Here is a 19,251-nt window from a genome sequence, read left to right as displayed (position 1 = left end):
GAATTATTCAATTACGAATTACGAATTGAGTAATCCAAAATGATCTGTGAATCGTGATTAAATAGTTGTAATTATAAACTGGAAGTGTTCAATCCGTAATTGACAATTATCGATTATTTTGTTTAACCGCGAACGACCCAATTCGTAATCGAATAATTGTAATTCGTAATAGAACCCTTCGTTCTTCCGGATAAATCGTTAAATTTAAGTAGTAACCATAGCAAATATTAAAATCTTTTATTATGAACGATAACTATGGAATTGGTGGTAATGAGGTGAAGCTGGATGCCAATGAGGCCATTATAGAAATATCTCATAACCGTACATTGTTTGCTGAGAAGTTAACCCAGCAAACCCCGATCAAACCTGAAATTGTACAGGGGTTAACCAAAGTAGAAGAAGTGTTTGAGCACTACAAACCCACGGTGCCCATTACTTTTCATGACGCAGACGGATCCGGTGTAAATGAAACATTGCAGTTTCATAACCTGGGCGATTTTGGGATCAAAGGTATCACCGGCCAAAGCGCTTTCCTGAATGATCTGTATTCTGAAAAAGAACAGTTCCTCAAGATCATGAAACACCTGAAAACAAACAAGATACTGAAGGCTGCACTGGCCGACCCTGCTGCACGGCAGGCTTTGCTGGGCGCGGTGAGAGGAATGCTAAAAGACCTGGACAAGAATAAATAATTACGAATGCATTAATTACGAATTACGAATTGGATCGAAACGATCTCTAAACTGTAATCCGTAATTAGTAATATTTGTAGTTATGAGAAACACATTCGTAATTCGTAATTGAATAATTCGTAATTGAACCCATATGGCAGAGTTACAAAAAAGTCAGCAGCAGGATATTGAAACTGCTGGTCAGTCTGCACCACAGCAGCAGGAATTAACGCTGGAACAAAGTATTGATGCGTTAGCGAAATACGGTTCGTTCGACCTGCTGGAAGCCGTTATTGAAGGCGCTCAGAACCTGAACCCCGATCGTAAAGCAAGACGCAATATTTTCCTTACAGAAGCCAATAAAAAGGGCGAGCGGGATAAGCTTAAGAAATCCCTGCAGGTATGGGAAAAAGTACTATCTGCTACTTCCGAAGTAGGGGACATGGTAACCTTTTGTACAGAGCATGCAGAAGAAGCCGACAAGGTACTGAGCAAAAACCTGGCAGAAGCTATTGAATCCACCAAAGAGCTGGAACAATCGTACCGCAACGTAGCCCTGTTCTTTAAGAATACAGAATCCGATAAGATAAAGAATGTAACCTTTATTAACGTGGAGCTGGACCAGCTGAAAGACCTGGACAATACCCGTTTTATTGATGCCATTCACCAGGAGCTTGTACAGAACTACGACCGTTTAGACCTTCGCGGCAACTACAGCCTGCTGGTTATTCCCGGTTACCTGGGTTCTAACAAGGTACTGGAAAAATGGGCTAAGATAGCCTATGAGAATAAGGTAATGCTGATCACCGACTTCTCTCACCTGGATGCGCCGGATGATGTGATGGAAATGTTTGAGCAGGCGAATCTTACCGGTGGCGAAATTCACCGCTCTAACGTGATCATGGCCTGTAACTGGCTGGTAGGCCGCGGTAAGTTCGATGAAGTAGGAGAGGAAGATAACCTGTATGTACCACCCTCCGGATCACTGGCGGGTAAAATATATAAAACCCTGATGTCACAGGTAACCGCCGGTAAAAAATTCGGTGGTATGAACGAGGTGGATGGGGTGAAGTTTGAGCTGAAGAAAAGTGAAATAGCCAGCCTGGAAAAAATGGGACTGGTGCCGATGGTAAAGGAATATGGAAAGGTAATGGCCTTTAGCGCTAAAACCCTGTTCAATGGCGATAACATTGGCCTGCAAACCTATTCCGTAGTACGTGTATTCGACTACGTGACCAAAGTGTTGATGGATTTCCTCAACCGCCGTGCGTTTGAAAACTTCAATGCTAATACCCGTAAGGATCTGATGAAACAGATCATCCGATTCCTGGACAGCATAACCGGGCCGGATAAGCTGATAGAAGATTTTAATATTCGCCGTTTTGAGCAGGATCCGATCCAGAAGGACCGCATCCACCTTGACATTCACCTGAAACCTTATTTCCCTGCCAAGAACTTCCTGATCAAGATGGAAGGGCATAAAGGAGATGATGGGAATGACTGGGATACTGAATACGAGCAGGAAAAAAAATAAAATACTCAGATGCGAATATGTAGAAGGATGGAAATGCTGAAACCGGCATACCGTTTGCATATTCGCATCTTTGTATATATATCCGTACCTGTGTTAATAATCATCAAAAAAAGAATGGCTACATTAGGGAATGTGACAGTGGGTATGTGTACCGCTTTACTGCTGCTTTTTAGCAGTGAGGCCAGTGCGCAGTCCGCGTCCTCCATAGATACAATACTTACTACCAAAGGGGCCGCCACCCTCATAAGCTGTGGCGCACCGGTAAGCACATTCCAGATCGGCGATGGAAAAAATGCAGATTACGATTACCGGATAGTGGACAGGAACCTGGTGTTTATAAGGCCTACGGCCGCTACACCCAGAACCACCAACCTGATCGTAAGGGAAGGCAGCAACGTACATTACCTGATACTGGCCTACCATGATAAGGTAGACCTGGCGCAGCTGAAGTACACCTTATCCGGTAAAGCAGGCGCCGCCACCAACCCTGCTGCCACCCCGGAAGCAACTATCGTAAAAGGCAGTGATGGAAAGCCCGTACCCGTGGTAACAGAAGATGAAGGAACCGCTGCCGCCGCCGTGAATATTGATACTGTAACCGTAAGCAAAGTGGCGGATGATTTTGGAAAACAACAGAAAGCAGGTCACCAGCATGAAACTAAAATAGACGGTGTTACGCTTAGCTATTCCAACGCTATGACGCTGAACAACCTCATTTATTTATGCTACCACCTGCGCAACCGCTCGCAGCAGCCTTATAACCTGGTGAAAGCCACCCTGATGTATAAGGACAGCAAAGCTGCCAACCGGTTGTATACCATGCCCATATTATACAAAAAAGCACCATCTACGGTGAACAGGAAAGATGAGCAGAAGCTGGTATTTGTAGTACCTGCCCGCGTATTGAAGAAGAGCGATGAAGTGATCATAGTGCTGCAAAATAATGCTGATGCCCGTCAGCTGGTGTTATACACCCCTGTAGATGCGCTGCCAAGGTATATGGTGCAGTAGCCGCGGAGGTCCATGGCCGATGGTCCATGGTCCACAGCATAGAACGTTGGAATTGTAGTGGGTAATAGGCCATAGAATGTAGTAACTCCAATACGCAATAGGCAATGGACCATCGACCAACAATAATTATTCATGATCAGGCATTTAAGATCCATATTGTTCGTTAGCTTTTTCTGCGGCTGTTTTTTAAGCAGCCGTGGGCAAATGGTGGATTTTTGCGGAGAGGCGGTACCATTAGAACGCGACTTTGTATCCAACCGTTTGATGGACGTGATAAAATGGCATTTACGCCACCAGAACTTTCTACCCCTGCTCAAAGCCAAGTCAGAGCAGTACTTTCCCCTGATAGTGCCCCTCCTGAAACAATACAACATTCCTGAAGATTTTAAATACCTGCCGGTAGTGGAAAGCGGTTTTACCAATGCCACCTCGCCGGTAGGCGCGCAGGGCGTATGGCAGCTAATGCCCGGTACGGCCGCGGAGCTGGGGCTGCAGGTAAGCAACGGGTATGATGAACGTAACCATCTTTTAAAATCCACACAGGCTGCCTGTGTGCTGATCCGTAAGCTGTATGCCCAGCTGCAATCCTGGACACTGGTAGCTGCCGCCTATAATGCCGGTGGCGGTAACATATCGCGTAACGTAAAAAAGCAGGGCAGCCGCGATTATTACCAGCTAATGCTGAATAATGAAACAGCCCAATACATTTATAAGATCATTGCTGTAAAACAATTGTTTGAAAGCCCGGAATTATACCTGGGTGGTTTTGGTTATAATGTGTTCAGTAAAAGCTCCAGCAATGGTTCTGTATTTGCCGCCAGTCCACAGCTGGAGAACGATAGGGAGTTTAAAAGCATCCGCATTACTGTAGGTAAGAACGTACGGCAAACCCCTGTGATGGTGTACAACGCCAAGCTGCAGAACAGCGCCAGCTTCACCGACGGGCAGCTGGTAAGCATAGAGCTGCTGGATGACCTGCAGGCAGAAGGAGTGTACATCAGTAAGAACACCAGCATTTCCGGCAGGGGATGGGTAGTAAGTAACCGTATTTACGTGGATCTTGGCTTTGGCAATACCCTGGTATTATGCGATAACGAAGGCAAAAAAGGCGTACCGCTCAAGCAGCTGAAAGAGGGCGGTGCGGTTATGCTGGTGGGGAAAAGTTCGTAATTGAATCACGCTAGTGTTTCATTCATAAATATCCTGTACGGATAATTATTCGGAGAGCGCTCCCGCAGCTGCATCATCAGCTCATCTTTCAGATAAGTTAAGCTGCCGTCAGAATAAGTATTCACCGGTTTTACCAGGGTAATGCGAATGTCAATGCTGCGGCTGTAACCCGCTGTGGTACCGGGCGCCATGGTAGTGCCCTTAGTTACAGTTACCATGCTTAGCTCTTTACCCATAATATGTTTGCACAGCGCTTTAATATCTTCCGGCGTAACAATACGGTCGTGGGTCAATAAGTGGTAGCGGTACTGGTTGATCTTCTCATCAATATTTAAGCGGTCTTTGCCACCCTGTGTATTAGTGACCAGCGTAATGCTGTTAGGGTGCATCTGTATACTGCCATACTCCTGTAAGTGACTACCCATGCGTATGTTGTTGGCCAGGGTGCCATTGGTGGTATAAAACTCTACAAACAGATATTCTGCGCTTTCCCTTGGTTTTACCATCAGGTAAGGAATGTTGCCTTTGTTGCGGCTGGGCTGCAGCTGCTCTTCCAGTGAGGCTATCAGCTGGTGCAGCTCCCGCATGCGGCCGGCTACATAATCATTCTTCACCTCTTCAAACAGGGAGCTTTCATCCCGGATCACTTCAATCAGGTAGGCTATAATTTCCTTGGCTTCGCGGGAATCAAAACGCCCAATGCCGCTGCTGCGCACTACCAGGTCGCCTTCCTGCATTTCGCCGGCAGTGGTAAAATTGCGTACATGATAATTAGCTCCGCCCAGGTCGTACACCTTTTTTACATCAAAGAAAATATCCGGTGTATGCAGGGGAATAATATTCAGATAGCGGTTCAGCTTCAGCGATTGCTCATTCACCTTACGGTTAATAACCGGTAAGCAGTTAATGCTGCAATACAGGTCCTCCAGCAAAGAGTGGTGCACGGTTTCCGGGAACTCTATTCTTATCCAGAAAGTGTTGGGATCTATTACGGATGTAGCTTCCTTCCCAAATATCAGCTGCAGCAAAAGCGGTACGGTACGCTGTTTTGCCGGGATGAAATTAGTATTTACCGTGAGAAAATTGCGGCGGTACCGTTGCAGCACTTCGCGGCTGTAACGCGCGCTGGTATCAAATGCCAGGTCCAGCATGGCATTTACGGTTTCTTCTTTTTCATTACGGCTGTAGTGGTAACCACCGTTCACCGGCAGCTCTGCATCGCCTGCAAAAAAACGGGCCAGGGGCAGGTAGTGGTAAAACATTTCCTGCTGGTGTACATTGCGCAGGTCAAAGAAAAAGGAGAGGCCGTTAAAATTGTCCGGCAGCGTATCCATGGCTAGTCCCAGCCATAAGTGGTTAGGCGCTGCATCTTTAGGTAATGTCCCTTGTAATACCTGCTCTTTAAACCAGAACTCCCTGCTTTCATACAGCTTGCTGCCAACAGCCATGTAACGGATGTGACCACGGAACAGGCGGTGGTGGCTGAGCGGGCTAAAGAAAAGGTCTTTATTATTACCGCCGGTTTTATGCGTATAAAAGAATTGGTGATCGGGTGTAATATTGGTGGCCGGCTCATTACTGGTAGCATGTAAAATGCCATAGGCCGGCTGGCTGGTGGTAATGGGCTCCGGCATCATGATCTGCGCCAAGCGCTCTACCAGCCGTGCATGCGACACATCTACCTCATTGGATATTTTTTCCAGCTCACTGGCACAGGCTTCCAGCAGCAGCTGTACAACCGGGTCAAAAGAAGTTTCTACTTCCGCATCCGGGTAGCCCCATAATCTTGCAGCCGTTTTTAACATACGGTCTTTGATACGTTCTTTTTGCTCTTTCATGGTTGCTGCTTTTGCGTCTTATATTAATCAAAAGATAGGGGGCTTACATAGAAGTAGCTGCTGTAGTGGAACGGGTTATTATTCTTGGCCAAAGTACCGTTTACGCTCACCTTTATTTTTTTCTTCACTTTGCGGCCGGCTGCCATGTTCAGCTCTTCCTGGCTAACCACAGCCGTTACCCTTATTTGCGAAAGCCTTTTTTCATATCTCACAATAGAGGTACGCACGGCAATCTCTACCTGTTCTTTTACTTCATTATTGGAGGCTTTAATGTCAAAGTCAGATTCCCATAACTGGCAGCCATAGTCCGGATCATCCTTGTTCTCACCCAGCACAGTGGTGATCAGCAGGTGTATATGCTGGGATACGGATTCTTCCAGGTTGCATACCGCCATATCCTTCTTTTCCAGGATGGTGGAGAGCTTTAGCGGTAGCTTATAGTATTGTCCATTCATTATTTTAGATTTTAGATTTACGATTTTAGATTTAATGGAAGTAAGTCGCTTCAATCAAATCTAAAATCGTAGATCGTACATCGTAAATCAGAAGATGCCGAGGAAGCCTTTCTTATCGTAGCGTACACGGATCTCTTTTACACAGCCATCCGGATCTTTGATCAGGTTCACCATTTCTATCTTGATACGTTTTTTACCACGTATGGCATCGCAGAACTGGGAGAAGGTCTTCACATCCTTATCATTCAGCAGCACGCGGGCATTCAGGTTATTACATAAATAAGGCGCAAAATCCTGTATGCCTTTTTGTTTGTTGCTTAGCTGGGTTAGCATGCTCCGGAACTCTTCATCAGAAACAGCGGGTGCTTTAGGCTTTTCAGGCGCCGCTGGTGCAACCTCCGGTTTGGTTTCCTGTACCGGGAAGGGTGGTGGTACAAACGGATCAACATTGCGGTGTTCTGCAGGCGCCGGGAATACGTTCACCCGTTTCTTTACCATACGGCTGGCATCGCCATTCACCACCAGTGTTACAATACGGTCGCCGGGGCTGCTGAATATATAAGTATGTGAGCGCTCATTATGCGTTTCTGCATTAGGCTGCTGCAGGCGCCATTCCCAGCTTTTAGCGCCGGGGGTGCTGTTGCTGAAGGTTACAGGGCGGCCTACAAAAGCTTCTGTAGGGCCGTCAATTACCGGGAATACATCGGCAGCAGGTGTGCTGGTAGTGAGCGGTATGGGATTAATTACCTGTACCTCCCGGTTCCAGCTGCATTTGCCTGCCTGCAGGGTTACTATAAAACTACCGGCCTTGTTAAAGGCATGGTATACCTGTTGTCCCTGCTGCTGCACGCTGCTGTCGCTGAAATGCCATGTATATCCGCCGGCAGGTGCGCTGCCTGTATTATTAGCTTTAAAAGTAATGACTTCTCCTACTGTAAACGAAGTATTTACACCATGCTGCCGGCTGCTGAAAGCCATGCTAACCATACTGCAGTCCTGCCGGTTACCGGCTTTAAAAGCCAGGATAACTACACTGATCGTCAGCAAGGCCAGGAATGTGTACAGCACCATCGGGTCAATGTGGCTGGTGATACTGCTGAAGGGTCTTACCGAATTAACTTTCCTTTCGTTTCTATCGTTATGTGATCTTTGGGGGGCCATCGGTTTTTCACGTTTTTGCAATTTTAAATAATTTTTTAGATAAATTGCCATTAAAATAATAGTGCGTATTAACCCAAAAGCTAACTTACGTATTACACTTTGTTCATATCAATACAACTGCAAAAACCGGGCATGGACCTTAGTATAAGGCATATGAAGGCGAGATTCCATGAGACCGATGTTAACAAATGAAAAACCGTAAAACAAATATTTAGATGACGAATTATGCACAAAAGGCGGCTGTGCTGGAAGAAGTGATAGATCATATTCGTCGCCTGCATGAAGATGTTCGGGCTGAGGTAGTAGTGGGCGAGCTGCTGGATAACCAGCTGCAGCAGGAAGAGGTGACCGTACAGATGCAGAATGTGTTCAGCCGGGCTTTTGCGCGGGATATTACGGGCGTAAAGCTGGATGATTCACAACCGTATCATCCTTTTATTATGCTGCAGCTTTCGAGGGATGGTTTGTACGACCGTTTACCGGAAGGGCTGTTCCACGAGTTCTCTTCACAGCGCCGCGGCTCTGTGCAGGAAATGGTGGCTAATTATAAAAAACAGCAGCAGGAACAGCAGCAGGCCCGTAAGTTCTTTCAACCGCTTGAGCATGAATTTTTTCTGCAACGGGTATTCCTGGAACAGCGGGAAAAACATTTATTATTTGACGCTTTTGGTAAAGATGCCGACCAGTTATTCTTATCTTTCTGGGGCATTAATCCCAATTTACCCAAAGCGCCAACGAACCGTTTGGTAAGATTATTGCCATATATGCACCGGATTGCAGGCAACATACCCCTGGTGCAATTGTGTTTGCAGGTAATACTGGAAGAAGAGGTGCAGATCGTTTGTGACTATACGCCCCGGCGTGTGCAAAGCAGCAGCGGTGTTCCGCTGGGCGATGCCCGTCTTGGACTGGATACCCTGGCCGGCGAAGATTTTTATACTGATATGCCGGTGATGAAAGTAACTATAGGCCCCCTGCAACGTCAACGTATATATGATTATTTACCCTGGCAACCCTATGGGCAGTTGCTGGAAACATGTTATAATTTTTTATTACCTGCCGATGTGGAGATTGAAACCCTGTTGGAACCCAACAGTGCCGAAAAGGGCGCTGCTGTAGCAGATGAGAACCGTAAGGAAGGTATTATGGGTTATAACTTATTTCTGTAGATTTGAACCGAAACACTAAAAGCTAAACGCGAAACGCCGGATGCTTAACGCTGAGACCCAAAACGGAATGCTTGGAGCAAAACATAATCAGCATTCTGCGTTAAGCATTTAGCATTCTGCGTATTTAAACATTCATTGGTATGTTATTAAAAGCTAAGATATACCTGGTAGTAGCGGCAGTATTAGCCATTGGCGGGCTAACCGTTGCCATGCTAAGCCGTTTTATCAAGAATTTTGCCCTGTATAAGAAGAAAGCGTTATGGTACCTGTTTTATATGACGCTGGTGTTTGGAGTGGTGGCCTCCCTGCCTTACCTGTTCACTAACCAGAACCTGATGAGCCAGTACATTTTCTCCTCCGTATGGTTCATGGGATTAGGCGTGGTACATTGCCATTTTATGTATACCCGTTTCTGGGCCAATGAAAAAACACTGGGATCAGAGCTGGCCTTTATCGTAGCTATCTGGTTGTTCGGGGGCGCCTTATCCGTGCTGGTACATTACTGGATGTCAAAAGGCACTTTCCTGTATTACCCCATGCTTACCGCTATGTTCTCTTTTGTATTGCCCACCTTTGTGTACAAAACCTTTGAGAAGATGATGACCATACCGGCCAAGGTACATAAATGGTGGCAATATCCTTTATACAAGGAAGCACCGCAGGTGAATGAGGATGAAATGCGCGACCTGATCGTGATAGGATTTGAGCTGGAGAAAAAGGTGAATGACAACAGCCGTATTTATTTCCGCGCCCGAACGCCTATTAAGATGGACCTGGGCGACCTGTTCTATCATTTCCTGAATGATTACAACGACCGTTATCCCAATACGCCGATCGATTTCCTGGATACGAACGGACAGCCCTACGGCTGGGTGTTTCACCGCAAACCCCGTTTTTTTGTTGGCACCAGAACATTAGATCCTGATAAGCCGGTATTTATGAACGGCATCCAGGAAAACAGCGTGATCATTTGCAACAGAGTAGTATTATCGTGAGGGTTGGTGCAACCACCATCACTCCTTACAATTTAAACATACAATTATGGCGGAGCCGTTGAAATATTTCCCCGTTAACTGGGTGGATGGGATGAAGATCAAGAAGCAGCACTTCATTGATACAGAGAATGCAATGCTGGACCAGCTGCGGGATGCAATTACCGTAGGGCTGCATGCGCAGAACTATGGCCTGTTACAGCCTAAAGCGGAACAAAAGGAATCGTTACGTTGCTGGTTTGTGATCGATAACCAGCAGCTGTGGCGCGTGAAGCTAACAGAGTGCCGGGCAGTAACGCCGGGTGGCGGCCGTATTGAGATACCGGAGCACACGGTACATTCCCTGAAATATTCCACTACTTTTCCGGAAGCAGAATATAAATGGGATCCTTCCCATGCTGAAAGCACTTTTTATATTTTAATACAGGTAAACCCGTTTGACCGGCAGCCCAGCGGAGAACCGCTGCTGCAGGAAGATCCGCCGCGGCTGCCTTATGCCACGCCGGAGTATAACCTGTATGTAATACCGGCATCGCAGCTGCCGCAAGGCCAGCTGGGAAGCTACCAGATGATCCTGGGAAAAATAACGGTAAAGGATACACGTCCGCAGCTGGATGATGATTATATACCACCCTGCGCTATTGTAGCTGCGCACCCTGCCCTGGCAGACCTGCACCAGGAGCTGGATCAGTTCCTGGGACAAATGGAGTTATACGGTGTGCACATTGTACAGAAAATATATTCCCGCAAACAGGATAATGACCTGGCGCAGGTAGTGTTATACATTACTGAGAAAATGGTGCAGTACTTAAGCACACGCATTACCCAGTTCCGCTGGTTAGGCTTATACCAAACGCCTGCTGAAATGCTGGAAGTGGTAGCCGGTTTAGCACGCACCATGAAGAATGCCATTGACCAGCGGGCCAGCGCTGGTAAGGAAGAGCTGCTGAACTATTTAAGCGAGTGGTGTGAGCTGCGGCAGGGCGAGCTGGAAACACTGATGATCAACTGCGCCAACATCCGCTATAAACATATGGATGTAAGGGAATGCCTGCAGCCTATGATACCCTTTGTACGTGCAGTGAATAAGCTGTTTGATAGCTTAAGCCGGCTGGATTATATTGGCCGCAAGCAGGACAGCGGCATCTTTGTAAAAGAAGAATCACCGGAAGACAGCGAATACCTGCGTAAGCATAAAACCAAACGCTGGTTCTTTACAGATTGATGAAATAACTATCAGATCATTCAACTTACTGTTGGCATAGCTGCAGAGCTATTCGCTAACTCCAAAAAATAAATATCGTATGCAAGTATTAAACAAACAGGAAAGAACAACGGCCTTTTTATGGTTCCTGCTATTTTTTGTAGTAACAGTAGGGCTTTTTGTTGTAGCAGTTTTTTTCAACTTCCAGGTACCGGTAAGGGAGAATGCGGAGCTGCGTAAAGAGATCAGCGCATACCGCAAGGAACAAGCTTTTCAGGCCGATTTTGTGCAGAACCAGGAGAAGATAAGAGCCAACCTGGATTCTGTAAATGCACCCAACCAGAATGCTATTTACGTGGAGCAGGAGATTGTAAAGAACCTTTCCAACATGCACAATGCCATTCCCAAAGATGTAGTAACTCATTACAGCCTGTATGATAATTTTGTGCAGATAGGCTTAGCATTACAGGAAAGTAAGCAGCAGCTGCGCGGCCTGCAGGATGCACAGCGCACCATTGCAGAATTAAAGGAAAAAGTACAGGATCTGAGCACACAATTAGACCGTTCCGATAATCAGCTGGAGTACTACAAACGCCTGTCAGCAAGCACTCCGGGGCGTTAATCTACCCTAAAAACATATTGAAATAAAAACGAATTAATAAAACCCACATGTGTTAAATCTCCATTTACGTTATAACAATGCTTGGCTACTTAATGATTATCTTTTACTTTTGAGGCTTATATAATTACTTTTTTCTTCTTAGGTATTTTTAATTATTTGGTAACCTTAAACATTTAACCCATGTCTTTCAAATCCGAATTTGAAGTAGCTGGCAAAAAGTATGTTGTAAAACATTGCAGCTACGACCTCAATCAAGAAGTTGATGCTACCGGCCGCCCATCCGCCATTACACGCGGAGGCCGCATCCGTTTGACCGTAGAATCAACAGGTGAAACTGATCTCTTTGAGTGGATGGTGAACAACTTTGAACGCAAAGATGGCTCCATCACTTTTTACAAAAGAGATTCCGACTCCAAGCTGAAAACTGTAACCTTTAAAGAAGGCTACCTGGTTAAGTTTGAAGAAAACTTTGATTCGGACAATCCGAACCCTATGACGATCACGTTTACCATTTCTGCCCGCGAACTGTCTTCCGGCAATGGTTCTCACATCAATCAGTGGGTTGGATAATCCCCTAAGCTATTATGAATAGTGGAAAAGGTTCCGGTGCAAACCGGGGCCTTTTTTTATTGTGCAAACCCGTGTAAGTGTTTGTACGTAGCTAATAGTAGTAGTATAACTGCGATGGTTATACGTAAATAAGTGGCTAGCAAAAAAGGATGTAAAATCATAAATGTAAATGCTAAACCGGCGGGGAAGGTTCATAGAGACCATTTAAAAGACTTTATGAACGGGATAAACCGACAAAGGAGGTTCATAGAGACCATTTAAAAGACTTTATGAACGAGATAAACCGACAAAGGAGGTTCATAGAGACCATTGAAAAGACTTTATGAACGGGATAAACCGACGAAGGAGGTTCATAGAGACCATTGAAAAGACTTTATGAACGAGATAAATGTAAAAGTGGAATGCATCGGATAAGAGACTGCATTCCACTTTTACATTCTTTTAGAAAGGTCATTTCTCCGTTTATGTTTTACGCAGCTGTATGGACTGTACAAAATGGTGGCTGCCTTTTTCTAAAATAAGGCTGGCGCGGTAACGGGTAGGTTCAATATTTTGTTCCAGGTTGGGTTTGTTGATCTCATTCCAGATATGCGTAGCCATCTCCACCGTTTCTTTGTCAGATAAATGTGCATAGCGGTGAAAGTAGGAGTGAGGGTCCTGGAAAGCAGTGCTGCGCAGTGATTCAAAGCGGGCAATGTACCACTCGCGCAGATCTTTTTCTGCTGCATGCACATAAATGGAGAAGTCGAAAAAGTCAGATACGAATACAGCTGGCTCCCGCTGCTCACGGTTCCTTACCTGTAATACGTTAATGCCTTCTACTATCACAATATCCGGTGATTCTATCTGCTGTTGTTCTTCTGTAATGATATCATATTCCAGGTGCGAGTAAATAGGCGCGCTTACTTTTTCCATGCCTGATTTTACATTGGCCAGGAACTGTATCAGCTTGCGGATGTCATAACTCTCCGGGAAACCTTTACGGTTCATGAGTCCTTTTTGTTCCAGCACCCGGTTGGGATACAGGAAGCCATCGGTAGTCACCAGGTCTACCCGGGTATGGTTAGGGAAGGCAGACAGTAAGCGCTGCAACACGCGCGCAGTGGTGCTTTTACCTACCGCTACGCTGCCCGCAATGCCAATAATGTAAGGTACTTTATGTGTATGATTATTCAGGAACCTGCTGGTAGTGGCATGCAGCTGTTGCGCGGCGGTTACATGCAGGTTTAACAAGCGGGCCAGCGGTAAGTATATGGCCAGCACCTCTTCTGATGTAAGTGGCTCATTGAGGCCCTGTAGTTTAGAAATATCATTCTCAAACACTAAGGCGGCATCATCTCTTTGCCGGGCCCATTCTTCCCTGCTGATGGTGATGTAAGGCGAATAACGCGTTGGTTTAGTCTGTTGTTTCATAGTTAATTGGGAAGCAGCCTGGGTTGCTTAATTAAAATGAGGGGATGAAGTTAGACTACTTGGGGCATATATCCTATTGTAAAAATGATAGCCGGAAAAGGCTGCTACCCGTTCCGGCTATCATTTAACCTGCGCTGTGCTATTTGATGTACACTGTTTTAATATTCAGGAATTCGTGTGTGCCTTCCGCAGCCAGCTCCCGCCCGTAACCGGATTGTTTAATACCGCCAAAAGGCAGGCGGGCATCGGAATGCACCATATCGTTTATGTACACGTTACCGCTTTCTATTTGTGTGGCCAGGCGGGCAGCCTTTTCCAGGTCTTTGCTCCACAAGGCAGCCCCTAAGCCAAAAGTGGGGTGGTTGGCCAGGGTAATAGCCTGCTGCTCATCTTTGGCAATAATAATGGCCGCCAGCGGGCCAAAGGTTTCTTCCTCAAAAGCCGTCATATGAGCCTGCACGTTGGTGAGCAGGGTAGGGGCAAAGTTACAGCCCTCATACTGCCCTCCGGTGAGCAGCTTACCGCCCTGCTGTATGGTTTGCTGTAATTGTTTGGCCAGGCCCTCTGCCAGGTCGGGGCGGGCCATAGGCCCCATTTCCGTGCTTTCCGCAAAGGGATCGCCCTGCTGCATTTTTTGCAAAATGCCGGTTACCTTATGCGTAAATTCTTCTGCAACAGTGCTTTCCACTATCCAGCGTTTGGCTGCAATGCATGACTGGCCGGCGTTTTGCATGCGCGCCTTTACCGCCACGGCGGCAGCGGCTTCCAGGTCGGCATCTTTCAGCACCACAAAGGGATCGCTGCCACCTAATTCCAATACACTCTTTTTAATGTATTTGCCGGCCAGCTGCGCTACGCTCATACCGGCCGGTGTGCTGCCGGTAAGGGTTACGCCCTGTACACGGTCGTCGGCTATAATAGGCTCAATGTCTTTGGAATTTACCAGTACGGCCTGGAAGGCCCCTTCCGGAAAACCGGCCTGCAGGAACAGCTTTTCAATGGCCAACGCACAGCCGCTTACATTGCTGGCATGTTTCAGCAGCCCGGTATTACCTGCCAGCAGGTTGGGAAGGGCAAAGCGGAACACCTGCCAGTAAGGGAAATTCCAGGGCATTATAGCCAGTATAATGCCTTTGGGCTGGTATAGCGCGTAACTTTTGCTGGCGTCGGAATTAAGGGGTTTGGGCTGCAGCATGGCTGCAATATTCTGCGCATAATATTCTGCGCTGGCGGCACATTTTAATACTTCTGCTTTGGCTTCTTTCAGTGTTTTACCCATTTCCCGGGTAATAATGGTAGCGTGCTCCGTTACCTGCTCTTTCAGCAGGGCTGCGGCTTTCAGCATCCAGTCGCAGCGTTGCTGTAACGGTATTTGCCCCAGCTGGCGGTAAGTGGTATGGCCTTTGGCTAACAGTCCTTCTATTTGCTCATTGGTATGCGCTGCATACTCAGCTATGGTTTCCTGCGTGTACGGGTACACGCTTTTGAAGTTACCCATATGAAAAGGTTTAGGCTTCAAAAGTAAGGGTTATGTACTGTTCCTGGAAATGGCAGACAAGGCTATGAGCGGGGACCCTTACGGGCTTTTATGAGGGCAAGCGGAGAACAGGCAAAGTATTGTTCAAAAGCCCGGGAAAAGGCAGCAACGTTTTTGAAGCCGTATTCGGCGGCAATGAACGCCAGATCAAAACCGGATCCGGCCAGGCGTTCAAAGGCCTTCTCCATGCGGTAATAGTGCAGGAATTCCTGAATGGAAATATCATGCAGCTGTTTAAATTGTTGTGCTGCCAGGTTAATATCCCGTATATCCAATGCCGTTGCCAGGGCCTTCAGGGAAAAGGGAGCTTTCAGGTGCAGCTTCAGATAGGCTTTGATAGCGTCGGCCTGGTTGATATTGGCTGGCGTTAATTCCGGCTGCTCGATTTCATTCAGGTTTGCCAGATGAGCAGCAAAATGTTGCAATAATGTCCATGCCTTGTTCCTTATATACACCTTTGCTACCCAACCTTCATAATGGTGCAGCCGGATATCCAGGATTAAAGTGTGGGAGTACAGATCTACCGGTATGGACACGGGATTGATATGGCCTTTTTCTCTTTGCAGGGCCGCATCAAATATCATCATTAAGGGCTTGAACCGGGCATCGTTCTTTAAAGATGACAGCAGGGAACCGGCAATATCCAGGTGAAAGAAAATGTGTTTGCCAGCTGGCAGTGTTGCATCATGTTTACCCTTGGTCACGTAGAACAGATCGGCCCGGCCGGATTTCAACCCTACTCTTTCATGTACGTTCAGTAAGGCCTGCGCGTCTATCTCGCCTAAAGTGAAATTCAGCCTTAACCCGGAATGCAGGGCAGTAGGGCTTATTTCCTCTTCCTGTGCAACATCTACAATATGCTGCCATACCGCAAAACCCTGCACCTTCATATATTGGGAGCAGGTGATGTGATGTTCTTCCAGGTAATAGAATTTTTTGGCTCCTTTAATGTTGTAGTTTTCAAAACCGGCAGGCATACCCTTTATCAAGGTAATATGGCCGTTTTCCTTTTTTTTCGGAAACAGCATGGTCTGTCAAAGATTGTTTTGGTGAAAAAACTTAGTGGTTCCTTTTAGGTTAACGAGAGCTTATTCAGGTGTGCTCTCGAGTTTATAATTTGCCTATCAAAGTTGAAGCTTTATGATAGAAATATGGTTAATATTTGGTTAATGATAGGGGAAATTTTTTATGCATAAAAAAAGAGGAACAGCCTTCGCCGTTCCTCCTTCTGAATGTTCTATTTAACAGGGCGCTTAATCCTGCACCCGGGTGATCTTTAATACGTTGGTGGGCAGGTGCTCCTTTACAGGGGTGCTGCCGGTGTTCACCACAATATCTTCTTTTGACAGGAAACCTCTTTCCTTCAGAATGTTGATCTGGTCCTGGATAATATCATCCAGGCTGTTCTCTTCTGCGTAGTAGAAGGCGCGTACACCCCAGCTCAGGCTCAGCTGGTTTACCAGTGACCTTTCTTTGGTGAAGATGTACAGCGGGGAGCGCGGGCGGTAGCTGCTCAGCATAAAGCCGGTGTAGCCGCTCTGCGTCATACCAATGAGGGCATCTGCATCCAGGTCTTCTGCTATCTTACAGGCGTTGTAGCACAGGGCGTCGCTCAGGAAGGTGGCAGAATGGCGGTGAGGGATCAGGTTACGGTTGTAAATGATATCTTCCTTCTCTACCTCAGCAATGATCTTTTTCATGGTCTGGATCACCAGTACCGGGAACTGGCCGGTAGCGGTTTCGCCGCTCAGCATTACTGCATCGGCGCCTTCCAGCACAGCGTTGGCCACATCCGTAATTTCACTACGGTTGGGGCGTGTACGGTCTATCATGCTCTCCATCATCTGGGTAGCTACGATCACCGGTTTAGCGCGGTGGATACATTTGCGGATAATATCTTTCTGGATCATAGGGATCTGCTCTACAGGCAGCTCCACGCCCAGGTCGCCGCGGGCAATCATTACGCCATCGCTTTCCCAGATGATCTCTTTGAGATTCTCGATAGCTTCCGGCTTTTCTATTTTAGAAATGATCTTGATCTTGGAATCGCGGGCTTTCAGCTTGCTGCGCAGGTAGGTAAGGTCTTTTACATCACGCACAAAGGAGAGGGCAACCCAGTCACATTCATGGTCAATGATAAATTCCAGGTCTACCAGGTCTTTATCTGTTAAAGCTGGCAGGGCTACCTTGGTATCCGGCAGGTTAAAACCTTTTTTGGAAGACAGTACACCGGGCAGGCTTACTTCTGCCTTGATCTCACCGGCAGGCGTAATTTCCCTTACAATGGTTTCGATCTTACCATCGTCCAGCAGGATCTTCTGGCCCGGTTTAATATCGCGGTGCAGGTTTTCATAAGAAACATAGATGCGCTCCATGTTGCCTACTACTTTCTCGTTCACAAAAGTGAGGATATCACCTGCTCTCAGGGGCAGCGCGTTATTCTCAATTTCGCCTACACGCAGCTTGGGACCTTGCAGGTCGGCCAGGATGGCCACATTGTAAGGTTCCGTTTTGTTGATCTGGCGGATGTGATCAATGATGCGCGCTTTGTCTTCATGCGCACCATGTGAAAAGTTCAAACGGAACACATTCACACCAGCCTGTACCAGCGCCAGCAATTTTTCATAGGTATCGCAGGCGGGACCAACCGTGGCAACAATTTTAGTTTTGTGCGTGGAATGTTCTCTGGATGCCTCGTGATCCATCTGCTTGTGATAATATTTGGATAAATCCTTTGTACTCATAAACTTATTTTTAACTCGCTAGTATTTTACACATTTTAACCCAGTCCGTGTCCATTTCTTCTTTGGCCTTAACGGCATGGTCCAGCGGGGTATAGTGGATCTTGTTGTTTACAATGCCAACCATTACGTTGTAGGTGCCTTCTATCAGTGCATTTACGGCTGCATAGCCCATACGGCTGGCCAGGATACGGTCCTGGCAGGTAGGGGTACCGCCCCTTTGGATATGGCCCAGGATACACACCCGGGTATCCGCATTGGGTAAGCGGTGCTTGATCATCTTGGCTACTTCATTGGCCCCGGTTTCATGACCTTCTGCCACTACGATCAGATTCACCAGCTTTTTGCGGCGCTCATTGGCCTGCAGGTCCGCAATAATATCTTCTACTTCAGCTTTATGCTCCGGCATCATGATATGTTCCGCACCGGTGGCAATCCCACTGTGCAGGGCAATATAACCGGCATCGCGTCCCATTACCTCAATTATAAAGAGGCGGTCGTGCGCGTCGGCGGTATCACGTATCTTATCAATTGCGTCAATGGCGGTATTTACGGCTGTATCAAACCCGATGGTGAAATCGGTACCGGCAATATCCTTATCAATGGTGCCGGGTAAGCCTATGCATGGAATATCGTATTCCTGAGAGAATTTTTGTGCTCCTTTAAAAGATCCGTCGCCCCCGATCACGATCAGCCCGTCAATATTATGCTTTTTCAGGTTCTCGTAGGCTTTCTGGCGGCCTTCCGGTTCGTAGAACTCCATGCAACGGGCGGTTTTAAGAATAGTGCCCCCGCGTTGAATGATGTTAGCTACTGATTTGGACTCCATAGGAAGAATCTCGTTCTTTACCATTCCCCGGTACCCATACATGACGCCATAGACATTCATCTGATGGTAAATACCTGTTCTTACCACGGCTCTTACTGCTGCATTCATGCCTGGGGCATCTCCGCCGGAAGTAAGAACTGCAATGTTGTTCACTTTTTTCATTCAGGATATAATATTTATCTTCCCAGTGGTTATTGGGTTTGTTAAAAAAACACCAAAAGGGCGCACAAAAATAACATTTTGGATTTTGTTTCCTAACAGATATTAGATGAAATAACCTAAATTTTCAACTTTAGTTAATCAAAGCCGGAATTTTTTACAAAAAAGTCAGACA

17 protein-coding genes are annotated in these 19,251 nt (G+C 46.7%); 9 read left to right on the top strand and 8 right to left on the bottom strand.

What is annotated here, in order from left to right:
- The first annotated feature begins 242 nt into the window (after nucleotides 1-242).
- The 4 genes from BMZ54_RS14980 to BMZ54_RS14965 all read left to right on the top strand — a co-directional run bounded on the left by BMZ54_RS14980 (nucleotide 243) and on the right by BMZ54_RS14965 (nucleotide 4,386).
- A complete protein-coding gene (locus tag BMZ54_RS14980) occupies nucleotides 243-692 on the top strand; it encodes a hypothetical protein (protein ID WP_089913035.1) in 450 nt (149 codons plus the stop codon).
- Nucleotides 693-825: 133 nt separating this feature from the next.
- Nucleotides 826-2,205 (top strand): DUF5458 family protein, encoded by a 1,380-nt coding sequence (locus BMZ54_RS14975; RefSeq protein ID WP_089913033.1) that lies wholly within the window; start codon nucleotides 826-828, stop codon nucleotides 2,203-2,205.
- A gap of 114 nt (nucleotides 2,206-2,319) precedes the next feature.
- Nucleotides 2,320-3,216, top strand: a complete 897-nt coding sequence (locus BMZ54_RS14970) for a hypothetical protein (protein WP_162277551.1) — start codon at nucleotides 2,320-2,322, stop codon at nucleotides 3,214-3,216.
- Between the two features lie 132 nt (nucleotides 3,217-3,348).
- Complete coding sequence (locus BMZ54_RS14965; protein ID WP_089913027.1) at nucleotides 3,349-4,386, top strand: transglycosylase SLT domain-containing protein; 1,038 nt, start codon at nucleotides 3,349-3,351, stop codon at nucleotides 4,384-4,386.
- Between the two features lie 5 nt (nucleotides 4,387-4,391).
- Here the strand turns inward: BMZ54_RS14965 and BMZ54_RS14960 are convergent, their stop codons facing one another.
- From BMZ54_RS14960 to BMZ54_RS14950, 3 genes are all read right to left on the bottom strand, one after another.
- Entirely contained in the window at nucleotides 4,392-6,224 is a 1,833-nt protein-coding gene (locus BMZ54_RS14960) for a type VI secretion system baseplate subunit TssF (RefSeq protein ID WP_089913025.1), read from the bottom strand.
- A gap of 23 nt (nucleotides 6,225-6,247) precedes the next feature.
- A complete protein-coding gene (locus tag BMZ54_RS14955; RefSeq protein ID WP_089913020.1) occupies nucleotides 6,248-6,679 on the bottom strand; it encodes a GPW/gp25 family protein in 432 nt (143 codons plus the stop codon).
- An 87-nt stretch (nucleotides 6,680-6,766) separates the two neighbouring features.
- A complete protein-coding gene (locus BMZ54_RS14950) occupies nucleotides 6,767-7,861 on the bottom strand; it encodes a PKD domain-containing protein (RefSeq protein WP_143081020.1) in 1,095 nt (364 codons plus the stop codon).
- 194 nt (nucleotides 7,862-8,055) lie between these two features.
- Between BMZ54_RS14950 and BMZ54_RS14945 the strand changes: the two genes are divergently transcribed.
- From BMZ54_RS14945 to tssD, 5 genes are all read left to right on the top strand, one after another.
- Nucleotides 8,056-9,009, top strand: coding sequence for a type VI secretion system baseplate subunit TssG (locus tag BMZ54_RS14945; RefSeq protein WP_089913013.1), 954 nt, complete (start codon nucleotides 8,056-8,058; stop codon nucleotides 9,007-9,009).
- Between the two features lie 140 nt (nucleotides 9,010-9,149).
- On the top strand, nucleotides 9,150-10,004 hold the full coding sequence (locus BMZ54_RS14940) for a TssN family type VI secretion system protein (protein WP_089913010.1): 855 nt from the start codon (nucleotides 9,150-9,152) through the stop codon (nucleotides 10,002-10,004).
- A 46-nt stretch (nucleotides 10,005-10,050) separates the two neighbouring features.
- On the top strand, nucleotides 10,051-11,226 hold the full coding sequence (locus BMZ54_RS14935; RefSeq protein WP_089913006.1) for a hypothetical protein: 1,176 nt from the start codon (nucleotides 10,051-10,053) through the stop codon (nucleotides 11,224-11,226).
- A 79-nt stretch (nucleotides 11,227-11,305) separates the two neighbouring features.
- Entirely contained in the window at nucleotides 11,306-11,827 is a 522-nt protein-coding gene (gene tssO, locus BMZ54_RS14930; protein WP_089913003.1) for a type VI secretion system TssO, read from the top strand.
- A 180-nt stretch (nucleotides 11,828-12,007) separates the two neighbouring features.
- A complete protein-coding gene (gene tssD, locus BMZ54_RS14925) occupies nucleotides 12,008-12,397 on the top strand; it encodes a type VI secretion system tube protein TssD (protein WP_089913000.1) in 390 nt (129 codons plus the stop codon).
- A gap of 462 nt (nucleotides 12,398-12,859) precedes the next feature.
- Here tssD and coaA read toward each other — a convergent pair whose 3' ends face one another.
- From coaA to pfkA, 5 genes are all read right to left on the bottom strand, one after another.
- The gene (gene coaA, locus BMZ54_RS14920) at nucleotides 12,860-13,810 is read right to left on the bottom strand and encodes a type I pantothenate kinase (protein WP_089912996.1); all 951 of its coding nucleotides are present in this window, start codon (nucleotides 13,808-13,810) and stop codon (nucleotides 12,860-12,862) included.
- A gap of 139 nt (nucleotides 13,811-13,949) precedes the next feature.
- Complete coding sequence (locus BMZ54_RS14915) at nucleotides 13,950-15,308, bottom strand: NAD-dependent succinate-semialdehyde dehydrogenase (protein ID WP_089912992.1); 1,359 nt, start codon at nucleotides 15,306-15,308, stop codon at nucleotides 13,950-13,952.
- A 62-nt stretch (nucleotides 15,309-15,370) separates the two neighbouring features.
- Nucleotides 15,371-16,375 carry a helix-turn-helix domain-containing protein gene (locus BMZ54_RS14910; protein WP_089912989.1) on the bottom strand — a complete coding sequence of 335 codons (1,005 nt, stop codon included), beginning with the start codon at nucleotides 16,373-16,375 and terminating at the stop codon, nucleotides 15,371-15,373.
- 225 nt (nucleotides 16,376-16,600) lie between these two features.
- Nucleotides 16,601-18,091: a pyruvate kinase gene (gene pyk, locus BMZ54_RS14905; protein WP_089912984.1), complete on the bottom strand. Its 1,491-nt coding sequence runs from the start codon at nucleotides 18,089-18,091 to the stop codon at nucleotides 16,601-16,603.
- Between the two features lie 10 nt (nucleotides 18,092-18,101).
- Complete coding sequence (pfkA, locus tag BMZ54_RS14900) at nucleotides 18,102-19,079, bottom strand: 6-phosphofructokinase (RefSeq protein ID WP_089912981.1); 978 nt, start codon at nucleotides 19,077-19,079, stop codon at nucleotides 18,102-18,104.
- Nucleotides 19,080-19,251 lie beyond the last annotated feature (172 nt).

Source organism: Chitinophaga rupis (assembly GCF_900109685.1).
Taxonomy (GTDB): domain Bacteria; phylum Bacteroidota; class Bacteroidia; order Chitinophagales; family Chitinophagaceae; genus Chitinophaga; species Chitinophaga rupis.
This window is presented reverse-complemented; position numbering and strand designations above follow the sequence as displayed.

What these genes read in the sequence shown, in the direction of transcription:
- tssO (WP_089913003.1), top strand. Translation starts at nt 11,306, where the DNA reads ATGCAAGTATTAAACAAACAGGAAAGAACAACGGCCTTTTTATGGTTC.
- BMZ54_RS14910 (WP_089912989.1), bottom strand. Translation starts at nt 16,375, where the DNA reads ATGCTGTTTCCGAAAAAAAAGGAAAACGGCCATATTACCTTGATAAAG.
- pfkA (WP_089912981.1), bottom strand. Translation starts at nt 19,079, where the DNA reads ATGAAAAAAGTGAACAACATTGCAGTTCTTACTTCCGGCGGAGATGCC.
- BMZ54_RS14980 (WP_089913035.1), top strand. Translation starts at nt 243, where the DNA reads ATGAACGATAACTATGGAATTGGTGGTAATGAGGTGAAGCTGGATGCC.
- BMZ54_RS14960 (WP_089913025.1), bottom strand. Translation starts at nt 6,224, where the DNA reads ATGAAAGAGCAAAAAGAACGTATCAAAGACCGTATGTTAAAAACGGCT.
- BMZ54_RS14915 (WP_089912992.1), bottom strand. Translation starts at nt 15,308, where the DNA reads ATGGGTAACTTCAAAAGCGTGTACCCGTACACGCAGGAAACCATAGCT.
- coaA (WP_089912996.1), bottom strand. Translation starts at nt 13,810, where the DNA reads ATGAAACAACAGACTAAACCAACGCGTTATTCGCCTTACATCACCATC.
- BMZ54_RS14965 (WP_089913027.1), top strand. Translation starts at nt 3,349, where the DNA reads ATGATCAGGCATTTAAGATCCATATTGTTCGTTAGCTTTTTCTGCGGC.
- tssD (WP_089913000.1), top strand. Translation starts at nt 12,008, where the DNA reads ATGTCTTTCAAATCCGAATTTGAAGTAGCTGGCAAAAAGTATGTTGTA.
- BMZ54_RS14945 (WP_089913013.1), top strand. Translation starts at nt 8,056, where the DNA reads ATGACGAATTATGCACAAAAGGCGGCTGTGCTGGAAGAAGTGATAGAT.
- BMZ54_RS14955 (WP_089913020.1), bottom strand. Translation starts at nt 6,679, where the DNA reads ATGAATGGACAATACTATAAGCTACCGCTAAAGCTCTCCACCATCCTG.
- pyk (WP_089912984.1), bottom strand. Translation starts at nt 18,091, where the DNA reads ATGAGTACAAAGGATTTATCCAAATATTATCACAAGCAGATGGATCAC.
- BMZ54_RS14975 (WP_089913033.1), top strand. Translation starts at nt 826, where the DNA reads ATGGCAGAGTTACAAAAAAGTCAGCAGCAGGATATTGAAACTGCTGGT.
- BMZ54_RS14935 (WP_089913006.1), top strand. Translation starts at nt 10,051, where the DNA reads ATGGCGGAGCCGTTGAAATATTTCCCCGTTAACTGGGTGGATGGGATG.
- BMZ54_RS14970 (WP_162277551.1), top strand. Translation starts at nt 2,320, where the DNA reads ATGGCTACATTAGGGAATGTGACAGTGGGTATGTGTACCGCTTTACTG.
- BMZ54_RS14940 (WP_089913010.1), top strand. Translation starts at nt 9,150, where the DNA reads ATGTTATTAAAAGCTAAGATATACCTGGTAGTAGCGGCAGTATTAGCC.